A 19,436-nucleotide genomic window follows, 5' to 3' on the forward strand; every position below is an offset into this window, starting at 1 on the left:
CGGCTCCTCCAGTGGGCTTGCCTGCACCAATCCTGTGGGAGCGGGCTCGACCCGCGATGATGCGCATAAAGAAGGCGACCCGAAGGTCGCCTCTATCAAGCCGCCGCTGAATCAGAACTCGTGATCAGCGGTGTCCGGGGCCAGGTTGGCGATGCCCAGTTTGCTTGCGGCCTGTTCGATCGCACCGGTCTGCTTGACGAGGGCGGCGATGGCGTCACGCACGATCTGGTTGCCGGCAGCGTTGTCGGCCGCGATCAGCTGGTCGTAGTGCTCGCCTTTGGCGGCATGGTCGACCATCACCTGAATCTTGGCTTCGGTTGCTTGCAGGTCGGCCTTGAGGGTGGTGTCGGTGGCGGCGTCGATCTTGGCCACCAGCGACGACAGGCTCGGGCCGCTCAGCTTGGTGCCGTCGGTGCGGGTGTACTCGCCCAGGTAGACGTTGCGGATGCCCTTGGCGTCATAGAAGTGCGAGTTGTGGGTGTTGTCGCTGAAGCAGTCCTGCTCGTCTTCAGGCGAATTGGCTTCCAGGGAAACCTTCATGCGCTCGCCAGCCAGTTCGCCCAGCGACAGGCTGCCCATGCCGAACAGCATCTTGCGCAGGCCGTCGGTAACCGGCTCGGCTTCGAGGGTGGCACGGTAGTTGGTGGCAACGTTCGGTGCCCAGTTGCCGACCATTTCCTCGAGGTCGTTGACCAGCAGTTGGGTCACGGCTTTGAGGTAAGCACGGCGGCGCTCGTTATGGCCGCCGGTAGCGCCCTGGCCTTCCAGGTAGTCGGAGGCAGGACGGGCGCCGGCGCCCGGGCCGGTGCCGTTGAGGTCCTGGCCCCAGAGCAGGAATTCGATGGCGTGGTAACCGGTGGCAACGTTGGCTTCGGAGCCGCCCAGCTCGTTCAGGCTGGCGAGCTTCTCCGGGGTGATGTCCTTGACGTCAACCTTGTCTTCGCCGACCTGAACCTGGGTATTGGCGATGATGTTGGCGGTCGCGCCAGGGTTGCCCAGAGCATGCTCGTAGCTCTTGTCGACGTAGTCGATCAGGCCTTCGTCCAGCGGCCAGGCGTTCACCTGACCTTCCCAGTCGTCGATGATGGTGTTGCCGAAGCGGAACACTTCGCTCTGCAGGTAGGGCACTCGGGCAGCGACCCAGGCGGCCTTGGCGGCGTTCAGGGTTTCGTCGCTGGGCTTGGCAAGGAAGGCGTCGATCGCGGTTTGCAGGGTCTTGGCGGTGCTCAGCGAGTCGCTGTAGACGGCGTGGACCATGTCGGCGTAATGCTTGACCACGGCCTTGGCCGCTGCCTCGTCGACGGCGCCAGCGGCAGCAGGGGCGGTAGCCGAGGTGGTGGCCGGGGCTTGCGGTGCGGCGGCTTTGTCCTTGTCCTTGCTGTCGCCGCAACCGGCGAGAGAGATGGCAATGGCCAACAGACTGGCGGTGGCCAGAGGCATACGAATCATGGCGAATTCCTGCGTCGAGAGGTTGGACAGGCGTACCGGGGGCACGCAAAACTGCAACATAATGCGAAAGATTTGCATTTTGTGTAAAGGGGCAGTCACGTAAATATTCAAATGCGTGGGTTGACCGCTTCGAGCAATGCGTACAGGGGTTAGAGAATCGAAACCTGGTTGCGCTGGGCCTGTTTGAGGAACGCAGTCAGCTCCCGGGCCGGCAAGGGTTTGCTGTAGTGGTAGCCCTGACCTTCATGGCAACCCTGGGCGATGATGTAGGCTTCCTGTTCCGCCGTCTCGACCCCTTCGGCAATGACTTGCATGCCCAGGCTCTTGCCCAGCTGGATGATGGCGCGGACGATGGTGGCATCGTCGTCGTCATCGAGCAGGTCCTGGACGAAGCTCTTGTCGATCTTGATCTTGTCCAGCGGCAGCGACTTCAGGTAGCTGAGCGACGAGTAGCCGGTGCCGAAGTCGTCAATGGCAATCAGCGCCCCGGATCGGCGCAGGCTCAGCAGGTGCTGGGCAGCGGTGCTGATGTCTTCCATCAGGCCGGTCTCGGTGACTTCCAGCTCCAGGCTGCGCGGCGGCAGGCGGTAGATCTGCAGCAGGTTGTTGACCACTCGCGGCAACTCGTTGTGGTGCAGTTGCACGGTCGACAGGTTGACCGCCATGCGCAGTTCGCTGAAGCCCTGATCGTGCCAGTCGCGTAGTTGCCGGCAAGCCTGGTCGAGCACCCATTCGCCGATGCTGATGATGTTGCCGTTCTGCTCGGCCAGGGGGATGAACTGGTCCGGCGGGACCATGCCCAGTTCCGGATGCTGCCAGCGCAGCAGCGCCTCGACACCGACCACGCGATGGTCGCGGTAGCTGATCTGTGGCTGGTAGACCAGGAACAGCTGGTTGCGCGGCAGCGCTTCGCGCAGGTCTTTTTCCAGCTCGCGGCGCCGGCGCATCTCGCTGTCGACACTGGCGATGTAGAACTGGTAGCGGTTGCGCGAGCGGGCCTTGGCCAGGGTCATGGTCTGCTCGGCCTTTTGCAGCAGCTTCTCGGTGCTGTCGCCGTCTTCGGGGAACAGGGTGATGCCGATGGTCGCGCGCAGGCGGATTTCCTGGTGGTCGAGGGCGAACGGCGCCTCGAGGTCATCGAGAATGCTCTGGGCCAGCTCCGCCGCTTCGTAGGGCTGCTCGATATCGGCCTGGACCAGGGCGAACTGGTCGCCGCCCAGGCGGGCCAGGGCACCGAGGCGGCCACTGTGGGCGCGCAGGCGGTCGGCCAGGGCCAGCAGCAACTGGTCGCCGGCCTGGTAGCTGAACTGCTCGTTGATGCCCTTGAAGTCGTCAAGGCCCACGCACAGTACCGCCACCCGGCGTTGCAGGCGCCCGGCGTCGACGAGGATCTTGTCCAGTTGCTGCTGCAGTTGCTGGCGGTTCGGCAGGCCGGTGAGAAAGTCGTACTGGGCCATGCGCAACAGGCTGTTCTCGGCTTCATGGCGCAGGTGGGTATTGCGCTCGATCGAGGCCAGCAACTGGTTGGCGGTATTGACCCACAGGCCCAGCTCGTTCTTTTCGTGGCCCTTGATCAGCGGCAACTGGTGCTGGCTGGGACGGTCGGGGTTGATCTGGGTGAGGTGCTCGATGATCTTCGACAGCGGCTTGGTCAGCATCCAGTGATAGACCAGGTACAGCACCAGGCCCATGGCCAGGGCGCGCAGCACGCCGGAAATGAAGATGATCACTGAACTGACCAGGAAGCCCTCGCCGTAGGAGGCGGTGTCGAGGGTGATGCTCAGGTCGCCGTAATATTCGCTATAGGGGCCACGGCCGACCAGCTGGGTGGTGAAGTTGCGCTCCTGGCCGAGAATCAGGTCGGTCAGCCAGCGGCTGGAAACCTCCTGCAGCGGGCGGGATTTTTCCGCCAGCATGGTCTCGTTGGGATGGCCGATGGAGGCCATGCGCACGGACTCGTCCTGGAACAAGCCCTCCATGACCTGCATGCCCATTTCCTTGTCCAGGCTGTACACCGCCTGGGTCGAAGGGTCGCGGAACATGTCGAGGATCCGTTGGGCGTCATTGGCGACGGCCTGGCGGGTCTTGTAGGCATCAAAGACGATCTGCGCACAACTGAGAACTACACCGACGACCAACGCCGAGAGCAGTACTACCCTGAGCAACTTGACCGATAAGCTGTTCTTGAGTTCCAGCTTCAATGGGGTTTCCTTAATCCATGCGCATGGCATCATTTTGCCATCAAACTTGGCAATCCACTATCGGCCGTCAACAGGACTTCTCCAGCTCCTTGACGGTGCATTTTGCACCAGGAGCAGGTTGGCTGCCTGCCGTCACTGTATCGGTTGCCCGGCCTCGCGACTTTAATCCGTGGCAACGAGTTTCCCAACGTTTGATGTTAGCGTGCTCTGCGTGCGCGGCAAGATGCATGGTGCCTGAATAGGATGAAAAATGTTGCAGCGCAGACGCGCATAAAAAAGCCCACCGCTAGGGTGGGCTTTTCGCGCGCTCAATACCTTGTGCAAGGTATTGCTCAGCAGCCGGCTCAGGCAGTGAAGGTTTTGCCTTCGAACTGCTCGGCGACGAACTTCCAGTTGACCAGGTTCCAGAACGCCTCGACGTACTTCGGACGCACGTTACGGTAGTCGATGTAGTAGGCGTGTTCCCAGACGTCGCAGGTCAGCAGCGGAGTGTCGCCGTTGGTAAGCGGGTTGCCGGCGCCGATGGTGCTGGCCAGGGCCAGGGAACCGTCGGATTTTTTCACCAGCCAGCCCCAACCGGAACCGAAGGTGCCGACCGAAGTCTTGGTGAACTCTTCCTTGAACTTGTCGAACGAACCGAACGCGGCGTTGATGGCTTCAGCCAGGGCGCCGGTTGGTTGGCCGCCGGCGTTTGGCGCCAGGCAGTTCCAGTAGAAGGTGTGGTTCCAGACCTGAGCGGCGTTGTTGAAGATACCGCCCGAGGAAGTCTTGACGATCTCTTCCAGGGTCTTGCCTTCGAACTCGGTGCCTGGCACCAGGTTGTTCAGGTTCACGACATAGGTGTTGTGGTGCTTGTCGTGGTGGTATTCCAGGGTTTCCTTGGAAATGTGCGGCTGCAGGGCGTCGTGGGCGTAAGGCAGCGGCGGCAATTCAAAAGCCATGGTGATTCTCCTAATCAGGTCTGTTGCGGTGAGCGCAAGGCCGATCACGGGCGGCCGGTGTGCGTCGGCGAGTTTGTACTCTTTGCGACGCAAGGGCTGGATCATAGCACCGGGCCCGGTGCATAACCACGCAACAAGTGTACGGGAAAGAGGTTCCAGAGCCTTTGCCGGTGCCGGACGAGCGGCGCCTCAGGTAAAGATCAGCTGCGCCGCCACGGCAAACATCATCACCGCCACCATCAGGTCGAGCAGCCGCCAGGTGCCTGGGCGCGCCAGCCACGGGGCCAGCCAGGCGGCGCCCAGGGCGAGGGTGAAAAACCACAGCAGCGAGGCGCTGGCGGCGCCGGCCACGTAAGCGCCGGGCACGGTCTGCTGGGCGCCCAGCGAGCCGATCAGCAATACCGTGTCGAGGTACACATGGGGGTTGAGCAGGGTTACCGCCAGGGCGCTGAGCAGCACCGCCCGACGCGAACGCAAGCCCTGGCCTTCGCCCTGTTGCAGGCTTTGTTGCGAGCAGGCGCGCAGCAGCGCCTTGGCGCCGTACCAGATCAGAAACACCGCGCCACCCCAGCGCGCCACCGCCAGCAGGGTCGGGTTTTGCGCCAGCACCGTGGCCAGGCCAAACACGCCCGCGGCCACCAGGATGGCATCGCAGACCACGCACAGCGCCGCCACCGGCAGGTGATGTTCGCGGCGCAGGCTCTGTGCCAGGACAAAGGCGTTTTGCGTGCCGATCGCCATGATCAGGCCGAAGGCGACCAACAGGCCGTTCAGGTAGCTTTGCCACATAAGGGGAACTCCACAAGACACCCGCAGGGCGCGGGCGCAAATACAAAGAAGATGCTGGCCATTGTGGGGATTTCCTCTGTATAAGAAAAACAAATAAAGCTGATCTGGCATTAGGAAAAATAATGTTCGATTACAAACTGCTGTCTGCCCTCGCCGCCGTAATTGAACAGGCCGGTTTCGAGCGCGCCGCCCAGGTGCTGGGCTTGTCGCAGTCGGCGATTTCCCAGCGCATCAAGTTGCTCGAGGCGCGCGTTGGCCAGCCGGTGCTGGTGCGCGCCAATCCGCCGAGCCCCACCGATGTCGGCCGGCGCCTGCTCAACCATGTGCAACAGGTGCGCCTGCTTGAGCGCGATCTGCAGAGCCAGGTGCCAGCGCTGGATGCAGAGGGCATGCCCGAGCGCCTGCGCATCGCCCTCAATGCCGACAGCCTGGCGACCTGGTGGGCAGGCGCTGTGGGCGAATTCTGTGCCGATCAGCAGGTGTTGCTCGACCTGGTGGTCGAAGACCAGGAAGTCGGCCTCAAACGCATGCGCGCCGGCGAAGTGGCAGCCTGCCTGTGCGGCAGCGAGCGGCCGGTGGCCGGCGCACGCAGCCTGTTGCTCGGCGCCATGCGCTACCGGGCGCTGGCCAGCCCGGCGTTCATGGCCCGCTACTTTCCAGCCGGTTTCGCTGCCGCGCGGCTGTCGCGCACGCCGGCGCTGGTGTTCGGGCCGGATGACTTTCTTCAGCACCGTTACCTGGCCTCGTTAGGTATTCAGGACGGTTTCCTCCATCACCTGTGCCCGTCGTCCGAAGGCTTCTTGCGCATGACCGAAGCGGGCCTGGGCTGGGGCCTGGTGCCGGAACTGCAGGTGCGCGATCAGCTGGCCAGCGGGCGCCTGGTAGAAATATCCGCGGATAAACCCATCGACGTGCCCTTGTACTGGCATCATTGGCGCAATGGCGGGCAGTTGCTCGGCCAACTGACGGATCACCTGCGCCTGACAGCCGGGCAGTGGCTGGTGCCCTTGTAGGCATTGGCGGCGTCAGCAGTATCTGAAAAACCTGTTTTAGGCGGAGTGCTACATGCAAATTCTGGTCACCGGCGCGAGCGGCTTCATAGGCGGGCGCTTTGCGCGCTTTGCCCTGGAGCAGGGCTTTGACGTTCGGGTCAACGGCCGCCGCGCCGAAGGCGTCGAGCACCTGGTGCGACGCGGCGCGCAGTTCATCCCGGGTGACCTTGGCGATCCGGACCTGGCCCGACGCCTGTGCCAGGGCGTCGAGGCGGTGGTGCATTGCGCCGGTGCGGTGGGCAACTGGGGGCGTTACCAGGACTTTTACCAAGGCAACGTGGTGGTCACTGAAAACGTTGTCGAGGCTTGCCTGAAGGAGCATGTACGGCGCTTGGTGCACCTGTCTTCGCCGTCGATCTATTTCAATGGCCGCTCGCAGCTGGGCATTACTGAAGACCAGGTGCCACGGCGCTTTCATGACCATTACGGGGCCACCAAGCACCTGGCCGAACAGAAGGTCTTCGGCGCCCAGGAGTTTGGCCTCGAAGTGCTCGCCCTGCGTCCGCGCTTTGTCACCGGCGCGGGTGATGTGAGCATCTTCCCGCGCTTGCTGCAGATGCAACGCAAGCGGCGCCTGGCGATCATCGGCAATGGCCTGAACAAGGTCGACTTCACCAGCGTGCAGAACCTCAACGAAGCGCTGATCAGTGCCTTGCTCGCCGATAACGCGGCGCTTGGCCAGGCCTACAACATCAGCAACGGTCATCCCTTGCCGCTGTGGGATGTGGTCAATTATGTGATGCGGCAAATGCACCTGCCGCAAGTCACCCGCTACCGTTCCTACGGCCTGGCCTACAGCCTTGCAGCCTTGAACGAAGGCGCCTGCCTGCTCTGGCCGGGCCGCCCGCAGCCGACCCTGTCACGCTTGGGGATGCAGGTGATGAGCAAGGACTTCACCCTCGACATCAGCCGCGCCCGGCAGTTTCTTGATTACCGCCCCAGCGTCAGCCTGTGGTCGGCACTGGATGAGTTCTGCGGCTGGTGGAAAGCCCAGGACCTTGCGTCCGGCCAGCACTGAACCCGATCACGGCTTTGCGGTCGATCAGTGCGCAGATCAGGCTTTATACTAATGACCATTTGCTATCACCGTGGTTGAAGGGATCCCATGCGTAACAATGCCCCAGATGATTTCGATAACGTACCGACCTTGAGTGCCGGTAGCCGTGACGACGATGATGTTGTCCCGGTTGCCGGCGTGCGTCGTGGCGGTGCGGCGGCCGCGCATGCCCAGCCCAAGGTGGCCAGCAGCGGCCCGTTGTGGGCGTTGCTCGGCGCCTCGTTCATTGCCCTGGCGGGCCTTGGCTGGTGGAGCTTTCAGCAGATTTCGCTGATGGAACAGCAACTGGTTGCCACCCAAGAAAGCTTTGCCCGCATCAGTGAAGAAGCGGCGGGGCGCCTGCAGGCAATCAGCGGCAAGGTGGCGGCCAGCGAGAGCAGTGTCAGCACCGACAGCGAAGCCCTGAAGCTGCAGATCAGGCAGTTGCAGGCGAGCCTGACCGAGCAGGGCAAGCAACAGCAGGGTGTAGCCGGGCAGACCGGTGACCTGGGTAAACGCCTGGAGCAAGTGCTGGCGCAGGCCAGCGAACAGCAAGCGGCCAATGCCAAATTGCAGGAGCAGTTGCAGGCCCAGCTCAAGCGTGTGAACGAGGAGCTGGCCGCATTGAAGACGGCCCAGGTGGATGGCGGCAAGCTTGAAGGTGAGCTCAAGAGCCTGAACGCTGATGTGGCAGCCTTGAAGAAGCAGGGCAACCCTTCAGCGGCGATTCAGCGCCTGGAGCAGGACCTGATCGTGCTCAAGAGCGAGCAGGAGAACCGCCCGGCGCCGGCGGCCAGCAGCGGTGCCTCGACGGCGGAGTTCGATGCGTTTCGTGGCCAGGTGACGCGCAATATCAATACCCTGCAAAGCCAGGTGCAGAACCTGCAACAGCAGATCAACGCCCGGCCTTGATCGGCGTTAAACAGGGCCGCTGTTGCAGCCCATCGCCGGCAAGGCCGGCTCCCACACTGGATCTGCTTGCAGCGGACTTTGTGGGAGCTGGCCTTGCCAGCGATGGGCTGCACGGCAGCCCCAAGGTTTACAGTCGCGGATAATCGATGTAACCCACTGGCCCCTTGCCATAGAAGGTCTCCGGATGCGCTTCGTTCAGTGGCGCATCCGCCGCCAGCCGCGCTGGCAGGTCCGGGTTGGCAATGAACGGAATGCCGAAGGCCACCGCATCGGCTTTACCGCTGGCCAGCGCTGTGTTGGCGCTGGCCTTGGTGAAGCGCTCGTTGACGATATACGGGCCGCCAAAGGCTTGTTTGATCAGTGCGCCGATGCTGTCGTCGGCTTCCTTCTCCCGCGAGCAGATGAAGGCGATGCCGCGCTTGCCCAGTTCGCGCGCCACATAAGTGAAAGTCTCGGCGCGGTTGGCGTCGCCCATGTCATGGGAGTCGGCGCGCGGTGCCAGGTGCACACCCACCCGTTGCGCGCTCCAGACTTCGCTCACCGCGTCAGTCACTTCCAGCAACAGCCGAGCACGGTTCTCCAGCGAACCGCCGTACTGGTCATCGCGCTGGTTGGTGCTGCTCTGCAGGAACTGGTCGATCAGGTAGCCGTTGGCCGCGTGCACTTCAACGCCATCGAAACCGGCCGCCTTGGCATTCTCGGCGCCGGTACGGTAAGCCTCGACAATGTCGGCGATTTCTGCGGTTTCCAGTGCCCGCGGGGTCGGGTAATCGGCCAGTGGACGCACCAGGCTGACATGGCCTTTGGGCTGGATGGCGCTCGGCGCGACCGGGGTTTCACCATTGAGGTAGCTGGGGTGAGAGATCCGCCCTACGTGCCACAGCTGCAGGAAAATCCGCCCGCCGGCGCCATGCACGGCCTTGGTCACGTTGGTCCAGCCGCGCACCTGGTCGTTGGACCAGATGCCCGGGGTGTCCGGGTAGCCGACGCCCATGGGCGTCACCGAGGTCGCTTCGCTGAGGATCAGCCCGGCGCTGGCGCGCTGCACGTAGTACTCGGCCATCAGTGCGTTGGGCACCCGGCCTTCATCGGCGCGGCAGCGGGTCAGTGGGGCCATGATGATGCGGTTCGGCAGCACGAGGTCGCCGAGGGTGATCGGATCAAAAAGCGTCGTCATAAATACCTCAAGGCTTATCAGTGAGTGGCAGGTGCCAGTTCGGCTTTTTTGCCGCCCTGGCTGAAGGTGATCAGGGTGACGATCAGCGCCAGTACCGCCAGCGCTGCGGCGGCCAGGGGCACGCGGGTCAGGCCCAGGCCCTGGGCGATGACGGTGCCGCCGACCCAGGCGCCAAGGGCGTTGCCCAGGTTGAAGGCGCCGATGTTCAGGGTCGAGACCAGGTTCGGCGCGGCCTTGCCGAAGGTCACCACGTTGACTTGCAGGGCAGGCACGGCGGCAAAGGCGGCGGTGGCCCAGAGGAACAGGGTGATTTCGGCCGGAATCAGCGCGACGCTGGTCCAGCTCAGCACGGTGGAGACCACCGCCATGCTGGCGAACACGCCGACCAGGGTGGCGCCCAGGCGCTTGTCGGCCAGCTTGCCGCCGACGATATTGCCCAGGGTCAGGCCGACGCCGATCAGCAGCAGGGTCCAGGTCACGCCCCGTGGCGAAACGCCGGTGACGTCGCCAAGCAGCGGCGCGACGTAGGTGAACAAGGCGAACATCGAGGCTGAGAACAGTACGGTCATCGACAGCGACAGCCAGATGCCGGCGCCTTTGAGCGCAGCCAGTTCGGCGCGCATGTCGAGTTTTTCTTCGTCATGGCGAAACGGCAGGAAGCGGATCAGGCCGATCAAGGCAATCACGCCGATCACGGTTACCGCCCAGAAAGTCGAGCGCCAGCCGTATTCCTGGCCCAGCGCGGTGCCCAGCGGCACGCCAAGGACGTTGGCCAGGGTCAGGCCGGTGAACATCAGGGCCACGGCCGAGGCGCGGCGGTTGGCCGGCACCAGGCTGGCCGCGACCACCGAGCCGATTCCGAAGAAGGCACCGTGGCACAGGGCGGTCACCACCCGGGCGAACATCAGCAGGTTGTAGTCGCTGGCCACCGCACACAGCAGGTTGCCGACGATGAACACGCCCATCAGCGCAATCAGCGCCGCTTTACGCGGCAGGCGCGAGGTGGCCAGAGCCATGAACGGCGCACCGATGGCCACGCCCAGGGCGTAACCGGTGACCAGCCAGCCGGCACCGGGAATCGACACACCCAGGTCTGCCGCCACGTCGGGCAGCAGACCCATGATGACGAACTCGGTGGTACCGATGGCGAAGGCGCTGAGCGCCAGGATTATCAGCGAAAGGGGCATTGCAAGGTCCTTGTCAGAGCTCTTGGCTCATCTGCTGGAGGAAGGCCTGGATGGTTTCCTCGTTGCGTTTGAAAAAATGCCACTGGCCAATCTTCTGGCTGCTGATCAGGCCCGCGCGCTGCAGGGTCGCCAGGTGGGCAGAAACGGTCGACTGCGACAGGCCGCAGCGTTGATCGATCTGCCCGGCACACACACCGTGTTCGGTGCTGTGGTGCTGGTCGGGGAACTGCGCGTCGGGGTCCTTCAGCCAGTTGAGGATTTCTCGCCGTACTGGGTGGGCCAGGGCTTTTATTATTTCGTCGAGATCGAGAGGCATGATTGGGCTCGTGGTTGTGTAGCGGTATATCGCGATGTGGCGAAATATAAATCGGTATTTCGCGATATACAAATATGATGTGGTTCTGAGCTCAGCGTAAATCGCTATATCGGGTTATAACGATATAGATGCCGGGGTGCTAGAATCCCAGTCCATGAACTACCTCGCACACCTTCACCTCGGCGGTCAGCAGCCCGAGCAATTGCTCGGCAGCCTCTATGGCGATTTCGTCAAAGGGCCGTTGCAGGGGCGCTTTGCCCCATCGCTGGAAGCGGCGATTCGTTTGCACCGGCAGATCGACGTCTACACCGACAGCCATCCACTGGTGCTGGCGGCGCTGGCGCGTTTTCCGCGGCAGCGGCGGCGTTATGCCGGGATCATCCTCGATGTGTTTTTCGACCACTGCCTGGCCTTGCACTGGCAGGACTACGCTGAGCAGCCATTGGGCCAGTTCACCGAACGCGTGTACCAGGTCCTCGCCGCCGAGCCGGCCTTGCCCGGGCGCCTGGCGCAAATCGCGCCGTACATGGCCGCCGATGACTGGTTGGGGTCTTACCGCGAATTCGCGGTGCTTGAGCAGGTGTTTCGCGGCATCGCCCGGCGCCTGTCGCGGCCCGAAGGCATGGACGGTGCGATAGAGGAGGTGACGGCGCTGTACCAGCCATTGCTGAATGACTTTCGCAATTTCTACCCAGAGCTTCAGCGCTTTGCCAGGGCCAATACCTAGGCGGCCCTGGCCCGGCGTTGTGGCTGGGCAACCGGTTCGCTGCCGAACAGTGCCTGCTGGATTACCTGCTGCGCCTTGAACGCCAGGGCGGCGCGTTCTTCGCCGGCGCTGGCAATTGGCGCGAGCAGATGGATCTCGACCTCGGCGCAATCATTGGCAAACAGCCGGAACAGGTGCGAGAGCAAATCGTCATTACCGATAAACGGTGCGATCGTATCGCTCTGGCCGTTGCGCAGGTAGCGCAGGGCGACCGGCTGCAACGGGGTTTGCGTATCGATGGCACTGGCCAGCAGGCGCCCATGAAAGGTGCGCAGGCTGCGCCCGTCGGTGGTGGTGCCTTCGGGGAAAATCAACAATGCGCTGCCTTGTTGCAGGTGCTGGCTGATCTGCTGGCGCAGCAGCTGGCTGTCGTTACCACCGCGGCGGATAAATAGAGTGCCGGCCTTGAGCGCCAGCCAGCCGGCAATCGGCCAGGTGCGCACTTCGGCCTTGGACAGGAACGACAGCGGCGCAAGCATGCCCAGCAACGGGATGTCGGTCCAGGACACATGGTTGCTGACCCACAGCATCGGTTGCTGCGGCACCTGGCCCACCACCCGCACCTTGAACGGCAGGGCGTTGCTCAGCCTGCCCATGAACAGCTGCGACCAGCGCTGCCGACGCTCGGTCGAGGCCGGTACGCGCAGGCGCTCGTAGAGGGTGAACAGCGCGGCCATGGCCAGGCCGAACAGCACCACCAGCAGCACCCGGACCACGCGCCCATAGACGCGCAGGCGCTGCATCAGACCGCCGCCTTGAAGTGCCGGGCATAGCGCGGGCACAGCTCGTCGCGCTTGAGCAGGATGAACACGTCGGCGACCTGGAAGTCTTCGTCCCAGCACGGCTCGCCGCAGATCTTCGCCCCCAGGCGCATATACGCCTTGAGCAGCGGCGGCATCTCGGCGATGACGTTACCCGGCAGGGCCAGGCTTGGCAGCGGGTTTTTCGGTTCGGCGCGCAGGTGCTCGGTGCACAGGTAGCGTTCGCGCAGGCGTTGCATGATCGCATGGGCCTGCACGCCGCCATCCTGCATGGGGATGCTGGCGCAACCCATGAGGTAGCTGTAGCGGCCCTCGTTGAGCACTTCGGCGAGTTCCGCCCAGAGCACGGCGATGGTGCCGCCGTTGCGGTAGGCCGGGTCGACGCAGGTGCGCCCCAGTTCGAGGATTGGCCCTTGCAGGTGGCCGAGGCCGTGCAGGCTGAATTCCTCTTCGCTGTAGAAGCGCCCCAGGCTGCTGGCAGCCTGATGGTCGAGCAGGCGGGTGGTGGCGACCAGGCGCCCGCTGGTCAAGTCGCGCACGCCGATGTGGCGGCAATGAATGTCGTAGTCATCTATGTCCAGGCCCAGTTCGGCGCCTTTGAGCTTGGCCTTGAATTCACCGCTGAATACGCTGAACCTCAGGGCCTGGGCTTCCTGCAGGGCTGCCGGGCCGACCAGGCGTTCGGCTTGCAGACGGCGTTCAGTGCTGTTGTCGCCAGAGCGAGCGATCCGAGTCATTGCGTGTCTCCATAAGCCAGCCATGGGGTTGCGGCCGGTCGACTTTGTTGTGCAAAGTCAGCCTAGGTAGATGCGGTGTCACCCCCGTGAACAATTGGTGATGCTTGTATGACAGCCCCCAAGGAGCGCTTCGATGGCCTGGCTGCAACGACTCAACGACCGACAGCGACACCCCCAGGCGGCCACGCTGGCCGATACCTATTCCACCTTGCTGGCACGCCTGGGCACGGTCAGCCCGTTCGAGCTGGCGGTGCTCGGCGCACGCGCCATGGCCACCCCGGGCCTGGCGTTTCTGCTCGGCTACCAGGCGGCCCTGCGGGTACTGTGGCCGAGCGCGCCGCCGAGCCTCGGCGCCCTGTGCGCCAGCGAGCGGCGCAGCGTGCGTCCGGCCGACATGCAGGTGCGCCTGGATGACCTGCGCCTGAGCGGCAGCAAGGACTTCGTCACCGCCGGGCTGGATGCCGAATGGCTGCTGGTGGCGGCGCGCTGCGAGCCACAAGGGCAGGCGCCTGAGCTGAGCCTGGCGGTGGTTTATGCCGGCGAGCCCGGGGTGCGCCTCGAACCGCTGCCGGCCTTGCCATTGATGCCGGAGGTCGGCCATGCCCGCCTGCACCTGCAAGGGGCGTTGTGCGAACGGCTGGCGGGCGATGGTTGGGATGCCTACGTCAAACCCTTCCGCTCCTTGGAAGACCTCTACGTGCTCAGTGCCCTGTGCGCCTGGCTGTATGGCGTCGGCCAGGAATCGGGCTGGGCGCAAAACCTGCAACTGCGCCTGATCGGCTTGCTCGGCGCCTGTGCCGAAAGCTCCCGCCAATGCGCGGAGGCTTCAGCCAGCCATTTATTGCTGGGCGGCCTGTTCGCGCAGTTCAACGCCATGAAGGAGGAGATCAACCAGGCGCTGCTGGCCAGCCCTGGTGAATGGGCAAGCCTGTGGCAGCGCGACCAGGGCCTGCTGGAAATCGCCAGCGCCGCCCGGGCCAAGCGTTTGGCCAAGGCCTGGGCTGCCGCCGGACTGTCATGAAACGCTGGCAGGCTGGGCAAACCCTGGCCTTGAGTAAGCGGCATGAGCAACGTGGCGTGGTGGATGCTGGCGCTGTTGGCCTTGAGCAAGGCCGTGCCAGCGCAGGAGTTGTGGCCTGTACCTGACTGGACCGTTGCGCCCGTGGCCAACCGTAGCGCCTGGCAGGCGGTGGAGCGTTATGCCTTCGCCCCTCGCGATGATCAGCAGCGCCAGGGCGTACGCACCGACGCGCTGCTGGTGATCGCCGACGGGCGCATTGTCTATGAACGCTATGCCGCGCCCAGCAGCGCTGCAACCGCGCACCTGACCTGGTCGATCAGCAAGAGCGTGCTGGCGACCCTGCTCGGCGTCGCCCACGGCGAAGGCCGCTTTGACCTGCACGATCCGCTGGCGCGTTTCTACCCGCCGATGCGCGCCCATCCCCAGGTGCGCATCGAAGACCTGCTGCACTGGGCCAGCGGCCTGGACTGGCAGGAAGACTACGAGTACGCGCCGCTCAAGTCCTCGGTGGTGGCAATGCTCTACACCCGCGGGCGCGGCGACATGGCCGGCTACACCGCAGCCAGACCCGAAGCGGCCAGCGCCGGGCAGCGTTTTCTTTACTCCAGTGGCGACAGCAATGTGCTGGCGGCGGCCTTGCGCGGCATGCTCGGCGAAGCTGACTATGCGAATTATCCCTGGCACGCCTTGTTCGAGCCCCTGGGCATCAGCAGTGCGGTCTGGGAGCGTGACGCTAAAAACACCCTGGTGGGTTCCTCCTACCTGTACATGAGCGCCCGCGACCTGGCCCGTATCGGCCTGTTGATGCTGCGCGAAGGTCGCTGGCAGTCACGCCAGCTACTGTCCAGCGACTGGGTGGCGTTCAATCGCCAGCCGTTCCTGCCGGCCACCGCCCAGCCGGGTGAAGCCAACCCGGGTGGGCACTGGTGGCTCAACCAGCCGCTGCCCGGCAGTCCGCGACCCTGGCCGGATGCGCCGGCCGATACCTACGCAGCCCTCGGGCACTGGGGGCAGGCGCTGTATGTGCTGCCGGCGCAGAAGCTGGTGATCGTGCGCTACGCCGATGATCGCGATGCCAGTTACGCCCACAACGAACTGCTCAAGCGGGTACTGGCTGCGGTCGATGAGGTGCGGCCATGAAGCGCGTGTTGCTGGTGCTGGTGCTGCTGGCTGGCGCCTGGGCCTGGTATGAGCGCCAGGCACTGATGGATTTCCCAGGCATTCTCAGTGCCTACTCGGCCAAGGAGTACTGCTCGTGCCGTTATGTCATGGGTTTCGATCCGCAGTACTGTCGCAGCTACGTGCAGCAGTACCTGCCGCTCAGCCGCCTGGACGAAGACGCGCAGCAGCGGCTGATCAGCGCTGCCGGCCTGGGGGTGGAGAATCATGCGCAGTGGCTGGGGCCGCGCGAGGGCTGTCGCTTGCTGCCGTGAAGACAGCCGGGTAAGGTTGACGACCATTGTGTTACAGGATTTCACATGTTCAGTCTGCCGCGTCTTCTGCTTGCCCTGCTGGTCGTCTTGAGTCTCCCTGCCCAGGCCAACTGGCACCTGGACGGCGAATCGTCGCGCCTGTCGTTCGTCTCCAGCAAGAATGGCGACACCGCCGAGGTGCATCGCTTCCTCGTCCTGCATGGCAAAGTCGATCGCAAGGGCGCCGCCGAGCTGCTGATCGAGATGGACTCCAACAGCAGCAGCGTACCGCTGCGTGACGAGCGCATGCGCAAGGAGCTGTTCGAGTTCAGCAAATTCCCCGAGGCCAAGGTCAACGCACAGATCGACCTGCGTCCGATCAACGACCTGGCCAATGGCGCCCAGGTCGAACTGCGCCTGCCGGTGACGGTCAGCCTGCATGGCAAGCAGCACAGCTACAGCGCCCTGTTGCTGGCGACCCGCCTGGATGAGCGGCGCTTTCAGGTGGTCACCCTGGAGCCGTTGATGCTGCGCGCCGATGATTTCGATCTGCTCCCAGGCCTTGCCACCCTGCGCAAGCTGGCCGGGCTCAAGTCCATCAGCCCGTCGGTGCCGGTGGCTGCGGTGCTGATTTTTACGGCGCGCTGATATGGCCGGACCGGTCTTTCCCTGGCGCGATGGCAATCAGTTCGAGCTATTGATCGACGGTCCCGAGTTTTTCCCGCGCATGCTCACCGCGATCGTGCGCGCCGAGCACCAGGTCGACCTTGAGTTGTACCTGGTCGAAGCGGGGGCTTGCGCCGAAACCATGGTCCAGGCCCTGGTGCAGGCTGCCGAGCGCGGAGTGCAAGTGCGTTGCCTGTTCGATGACTACGGCTCGCTGGCTTTTACCCTGAGCCTGCGCCAGCGCTTGCTGGCCGCTGGTGTCGAGCTGCGCTGGTACAACCGCTTGCGCTGGCGCCGGGGCTTGCGCAACCTGTATCGCGATCACCGCAAGCTGCTGCTGGTCGACCAGCGCTGGGCGGTGGTGGGTGGTACCGGGGTTACCGACCAGTTCTGGACGCCCACTGAAGACGTCAGCGAGTGGCACGAAGTGATGGTGCAGATGCAAGGCCCGCTGGTGGCCGACTGGCAGATGCTCTTCGACCGCCAGTGGCGGGCCAACCTGCGCCGCACCGCATGGCGGCCGCCAACCCACTTCGGCCTGCCGCGTTTGCCGCCGATCCCGCTCAGTGGCGCCGGCCTGGGCCGCGTGGCCTATGCCGACGCCCGCCAGCACCGGGACATTCTGCAGTCGCTGGTGCGCGCGCTGAACAGCGGCCAGCGGCGCATCTGGCTGGCCACGCCGTACTTCTTGCCGACCTGGAAAGTGCGCCGTTCCCTGCGCCGTGCTGCTTCTCGCGGCGTCGATGTGCGTTTGCTGCTGACCGGGCCGCGTACCGATCACCCGTCGGTGCGGTATGCCGGCCATCGCTATTACCCGCGGCTGCTGCGCGCCGGGGTGAAGATCTTCGAGTACCAGCCGTGCTTCCTGCACCTGAAGATGGTGTTGGTGGATGACTGGGTGAGCATCGGCTCGTGCAACTTCGACCACTGGAACCTGCGCTTCAACCTCGAAGCCAACGTCGAAGCTATCGACCCACCCCTGACCGCCGACGTGACGGCGAGCTTTGAGCGCGACTTTGCCCAGAGCCTGGCCGTGGACCTTGCCCACTGGCATGCGCGACCGTTGTGGAAGCGGGTGCAGCAACGCTTGTGGGGCTGGCTCGACCGGCTCGTAGTCAACATGCTCGATCGGCGCGATTGAGCCTGAGGCCGGTTGGCGGTCTATGGTGTCCTTGTTCGCCAGCGATGAGGCCCGTACAGGCAATAAAAAAGCGGCAGGGGAATAATCCACCTGCCGCTTTCTTGTACCAGCAAACCCTGAGGCTTACTTCACTTCCACCGCCAGGCTTTCAGCGATCTTGTGCTGCCAGATCGCAGGGCCGGTGATGTGTACCGACTCGCCGTTGCTGTCGACCGCGACGGTGACCGGCATGTCCTTGACCTCGAACTCGTAGATCGCTTCCATGCCCAGTTCGGCAAAGGCCAGGACCTTGGACTTCTTGATCGCCTGGGCCACCAGGTAGGCAGCGCCGCCGACGGCCATCAGGTACACGGCCTTGTTGTCCTTGATCGCTTCGATGGCGGTCGGGCCGCGCTCGGATTTGCCGATCATGCCCAACAGGCCGGTCTGCTCGAGGATCTGCCGGGTGAACTTGTCCATCCGCGTTGCGGTGGTGGGGCCGGCCGGGCCAACCACTTCGTCACCGACCGGATCAACCGGGCCGACGTAGTAGATGAAGCGACCCTTGAGGTCGACCGGCAGTTCTTCGCCCTTGTTGAGCATCTCGACCATGCGCTTGTGCGCAGCGTCGCGACCGGTGAGCATCTTGCCGTTGAGCAGGATGGTCTCGCCCGGCTTCCAGCTCTGCACGTCTTCCGGGGTCAGGGTGTCGAGGTTGACGCGGCGGGCCGATGGGCCGGCTTCCCAGACGATCTCCGGGTAGGCGTCCAGCGATGGCGCTTCCAGGTCGGCCGGGCCGGAACCGTCGAGCACGAAATGGGCGTGACGGGTGGCGGCGCAGTTGGGGATCATGCACACCGGCAACGAGGCGGCGTGGGTCGGGTAATCCATGATCTTGACGTCGAGCACGGTGGTCAGGCCGCCCAGGCCCTGGGCGCCGATACCCAGCTGGTTGACCTTGTCGAACAGTTCCAGGCGGATCTCTTCGATGCGGTTCTGCGGGCCACGGGCCTTGAGCTCGTGGATGTCGATGGATTCCATCAACACTTCCTTGGCCATCACCGCGGCTTTCTCGGCGGTACCGCCGATGCCGATACCGAGCATGCCCGGTGGGCACCAGCCGGCACCCATGGTCGGAACGGTCTTGAGTACCCAGTCGACAATCGAGTCGGACGGGTTGAGCATGGCCATTTTCGACTTGTTCTCGGAGCCGCCGCCCTTGGCCGCTACGTCCACTTCCACGGTGTTGCCCGGGACGATGGAGTAGTGGATGACCGCCGGGGTGTTGTCCTTGGTGTTCTTACGCGCGCCGGCCGGGTCGGCCAGGATGGATGCACGCAGGACGTTTTCTGGCAGGTTATAGGCGCGGCGCACGCCTTCGTTGATCATGTCGTCCAGGCTCATGGTCGCGCCGTCCCAGCGCACATCCATACCGACGCGCACGAACACGGTAACGATACCGGTGTCCTGGCAGATCGGGCGGTGGCCGGTGGCGCACATGCGCGAGTTGATCAGGATCTGGGCGATGGAATCGCGCGCAGCCGGCGACTCTTCACGCAGATAGGCCTCATGCATGGCCTGGATGAAATCAACGGGGTGGTAGTACGAAATGAACTGCAGGGCGTCGGCAACGCTCTGAATCAGGTCGTCTTGCTTGATCACGGTCATGCAGCGCGCTCCTCTTAAAGACGGGAACATTCATTAAGGTATTCCGACGCGGACTGGCCGAGGTGTCGAAACGACCTTCAACAGGCGCCAACGCAAGGCTGTCGGCGCAAAAAAGGCGCGGCAGTATAGCGCGCATCCGCGGTTGGCACACGTACCAAAGGTCCCCACCAAGGTCGGCAGTGGCCGGGCACTGTTCTTGCCTGAATGCCTGTCAGGGCCGATATG

At 63.9% G+C, this 19,436-nt stretch carries 19 protein-coding genes; 9 read left to right on the forward strand and 10 right to left on the reverse strand.

All coding sequences use genetic code 11. The features are described 5' to 3' along the window. Positions 1-111 precede the first annotated feature (111 nt). The 4 genes from UB48_RS12515 to UB48_RS12530 form a co-directional block, all read right to left on the reverse strand. Positions 112-1,449 (reverse strand): imelysin family protein, encoded by a 1,338-nt coding sequence (locus UB48_RS12515; RefSeq protein WP_045197891.1) that lies wholly within the window; start codon positions 1,447-1,449, stop codon positions 112-114. Positions 1,450-1,598: 149 nt separating this feature from the next. Then, positions 1,599-3,650, reverse strand: coding sequence for a bifunctional diguanylate cyclase/phosphodiesterase (locus UB48_RS12520; RefSeq protein WP_045197401.1), 2,052 nt, complete (start codon positions 3,648-3,650; stop codon positions 1,599-1,601). A gap of 344 nt (positions 3,651-3,994) precedes the next feature. Then, positions 3,995-4,591, reverse strand: a complete 597-nt coding sequence (locus UB48_RS12525) for a superoxide dismutase (RefSeq protein WP_045197403.1) — start codon at positions 4,589-4,591, stop codon at positions 3,995-3,997. Positions 4,592-4,780: 189 nt separating this feature from the next. Beyond that, positions 4,781-5,380, reverse strand: a complete 600-nt coding sequence (locus tag UB48_RS12530) for a LysE/ArgO family amino acid transporter (protein ID WP_045197405.1) — start codon at positions 5,378-5,380, stop codon at positions 4,781-4,783. A 122-nt stretch (positions 5,381-5,502) separates the two neighbouring features. Here UB48_RS12530 and UB48_RS12535 point away from each other — a divergent pair, with 122 nt between their 5' ends. From UB48_RS12535 to UB48_RS12545, 3 genes are all read left to right on the forward strand, one after another. Then, on the forward strand, positions 5,503-6,393 hold the full coding sequence (locus tag UB48_RS12535; protein ID WP_045197407.1) for a LysR family transcriptional regulator ArgP: 891 nt from the start codon (positions 5,503-5,505) through the stop codon (positions 6,391-6,393). A gap of 52 nt (positions 6,394-6,445) precedes the next feature. After that, entirely contained in the window at positions 6,446-7,450 is a 1,005-nt protein-coding gene (locus tag UB48_RS12540) for an NAD(P)-dependent oxidoreductase (protein ID WP_045197409.1), read from the forward strand. Between the two features lie 87 nt (positions 7,451-7,537). Further along, on the forward strand, positions 7,538-8,380 hold the full coding sequence (locus UB48_RS12545; protein WP_045197411.1) for a hypothetical protein: 843 nt from the start codon (positions 7,538-7,540) through the stop codon (positions 8,378-8,380). 127 nt (positions 8,381-8,507) lie between these two features. On the opposite strand, the gene UB48_RS12550 is transcribed toward UB48_RS12545, so the two are convergent. Genes UB48_RS12550 through UB48_RS12560 form a run of 3 tightly spaced genes read right to left on the reverse strand, consistent with a single transcriptional unit; the run spans position 8,508 to position 11,060 of the window. Continuing rightward, a complete protein-coding gene (locus UB48_RS12550) occupies positions 8,508-9,557 on the reverse strand; it encodes an alkene reductase (RefSeq protein WP_045197413.1) in 1,050 nt (349 codons plus the stop codon). A 17-nt stretch (positions 9,558-9,574) separates the two neighbouring features. Beyond that, positions 9,575-10,744 carry an MFS transporter gene (locus UB48_RS12555; protein WP_045197415.1) on the reverse strand — a complete coding sequence of 390 codons (1,170 nt, stop codon included), beginning with the start codon at positions 10,742-10,744 and terminating at the stop codon, positions 9,575-9,577. A gap of 13 nt (positions 10,745-10,757) precedes the next feature. Beyond that, positions 10,758-11,060: a helix-turn-helix transcriptional regulator gene (locus UB48_RS12560; RefSeq protein WP_038998919.1), complete on the reverse strand. Its 303-nt coding sequence runs from the start codon at positions 11,058-11,060 to the stop codon at positions 10,758-10,760. 154 nt (positions 11,061-11,214) lie between these two features. Here UB48_RS12560 and UB48_RS12565 point away from each other — a divergent pair, with 154 nt between their 5' ends. Beyond that, a complete protein-coding gene (locus UB48_RS12565) occupies positions 11,215-11,787 on the forward strand; it encodes an ACP phosphodiesterase (RefSeq protein ID WP_045197417.1) in 573 nt (190 codons plus the stop codon). On the opposite strand, the gene UB48_RS12570 is transcribed toward UB48_RS12565, so the two are convergent. Beyond that, the gene (locus UB48_RS12570) at positions 11,784-12,569 is read right to left on the reverse strand and encodes a 1-acyl-sn-glycerol-3-phosphate acyltransferase (RefSeq protein ID WP_045197419.1); all 786 of its coding nucleotides are present in this window, start codon (positions 12,567-12,569) and stop codon (positions 11,784-11,786) included. The genes UB48_RS12565 and UB48_RS12570 overlap by 4 nt on opposite strands. After that, positions 12,569-13,324: an L-ornithine N(alpha)-acyltransferase gene (gene olsB, locus UB48_RS12575; RefSeq protein WP_045197421.1), complete on the reverse strand. Its 756-nt coding sequence runs from the start codon at positions 13,322-13,324 to the stop codon at positions 12,569-12,571. Before olsB ends, UB48_RS12570 begins: the two co-directional genes overlap by 1 nt. Positions 13,325-13,457: 133 nt before the next feature. Here olsB and UB48_RS12580 point away from each other — a divergent pair, with 133 nt between their 5' ends. Genes UB48_RS12580 through UB48_RS12600 form a run of 5 tightly spaced genes read left to right on the forward strand, consistent with a single transcriptional unit; the run spans position 13,458 to position 17,564 of the window. After that, on the forward strand, positions 13,458-14,345 hold the full coding sequence (locus UB48_RS12580; protein WP_045197423.1) for an acyl-CoA dehydrogenase: 888 nt from the start codon (positions 13,458-13,460) through the stop codon (positions 14,343-14,345). Positions 14,346-14,387: 42 nt separating this feature from the next. Beyond that, complete coding sequence (locus UB48_RS12585) at positions 14,388-15,485, forward strand: serine hydrolase (RefSeq protein WP_082075435.1); 1,098 nt, start codon at positions 14,388-14,390, stop codon at positions 15,483-15,485. Then, positions 15,482-15,778 (forward strand): hypothetical protein, encoded by a 297-nt coding sequence (locus UB48_RS12590; RefSeq protein WP_045197425.1) that lies wholly within the window; start codon positions 15,482-15,484, stop codon positions 15,776-15,778. The genes UB48_RS12585 and UB48_RS12590 overlap by 4 nt, the downstream gene beginning before the upstream one ends. Positions 15,779-15,823: 45 nt before the next feature. Further along, positions 15,824-16,405, forward strand: coding sequence for a YceI family protein (locus tag UB48_RS12595; protein ID WP_045197427.1), 582 nt, complete (start codon positions 15,824-15,826; stop codon positions 16,403-16,405). Between the two features lies 1 nt (position 16,406). Next, positions 16,407-17,564: a phosphatidylserine/phosphatidylglycerophosphate/cardiolipin synthase family protein gene (locus tag UB48_RS12600; protein ID WP_045197429.1), complete on the forward strand. Its 1,158-nt coding sequence runs from the start codon at positions 16,407-16,409 to the stop codon at positions 17,562-17,564. Positions 17,565-17,687: 123 nt separating this feature from the next. On the opposite strand, the gene UB48_RS12605 is transcribed toward UB48_RS12600, so the two are convergent. Further along, complete coding sequence (locus tag UB48_RS12605; protein ID WP_045197431.1) at positions 17,688-19,211, reverse strand: fumarate hydratase; 1,524 nt, start codon at positions 19,209-19,211, stop codon at positions 17,688-17,690. Positions 19,212-19,436 lie beyond the last annotated feature (225 nt).

It is taken from the genome of Pseudomonas sp. 2(2015), assembly GCF_000955865.1.
Lineage (GTDB): Bacteria > Pseudomonadota > Gammaproteobacteria > Pseudomonadales > Pseudomonadaceae > Aquipseudomonas.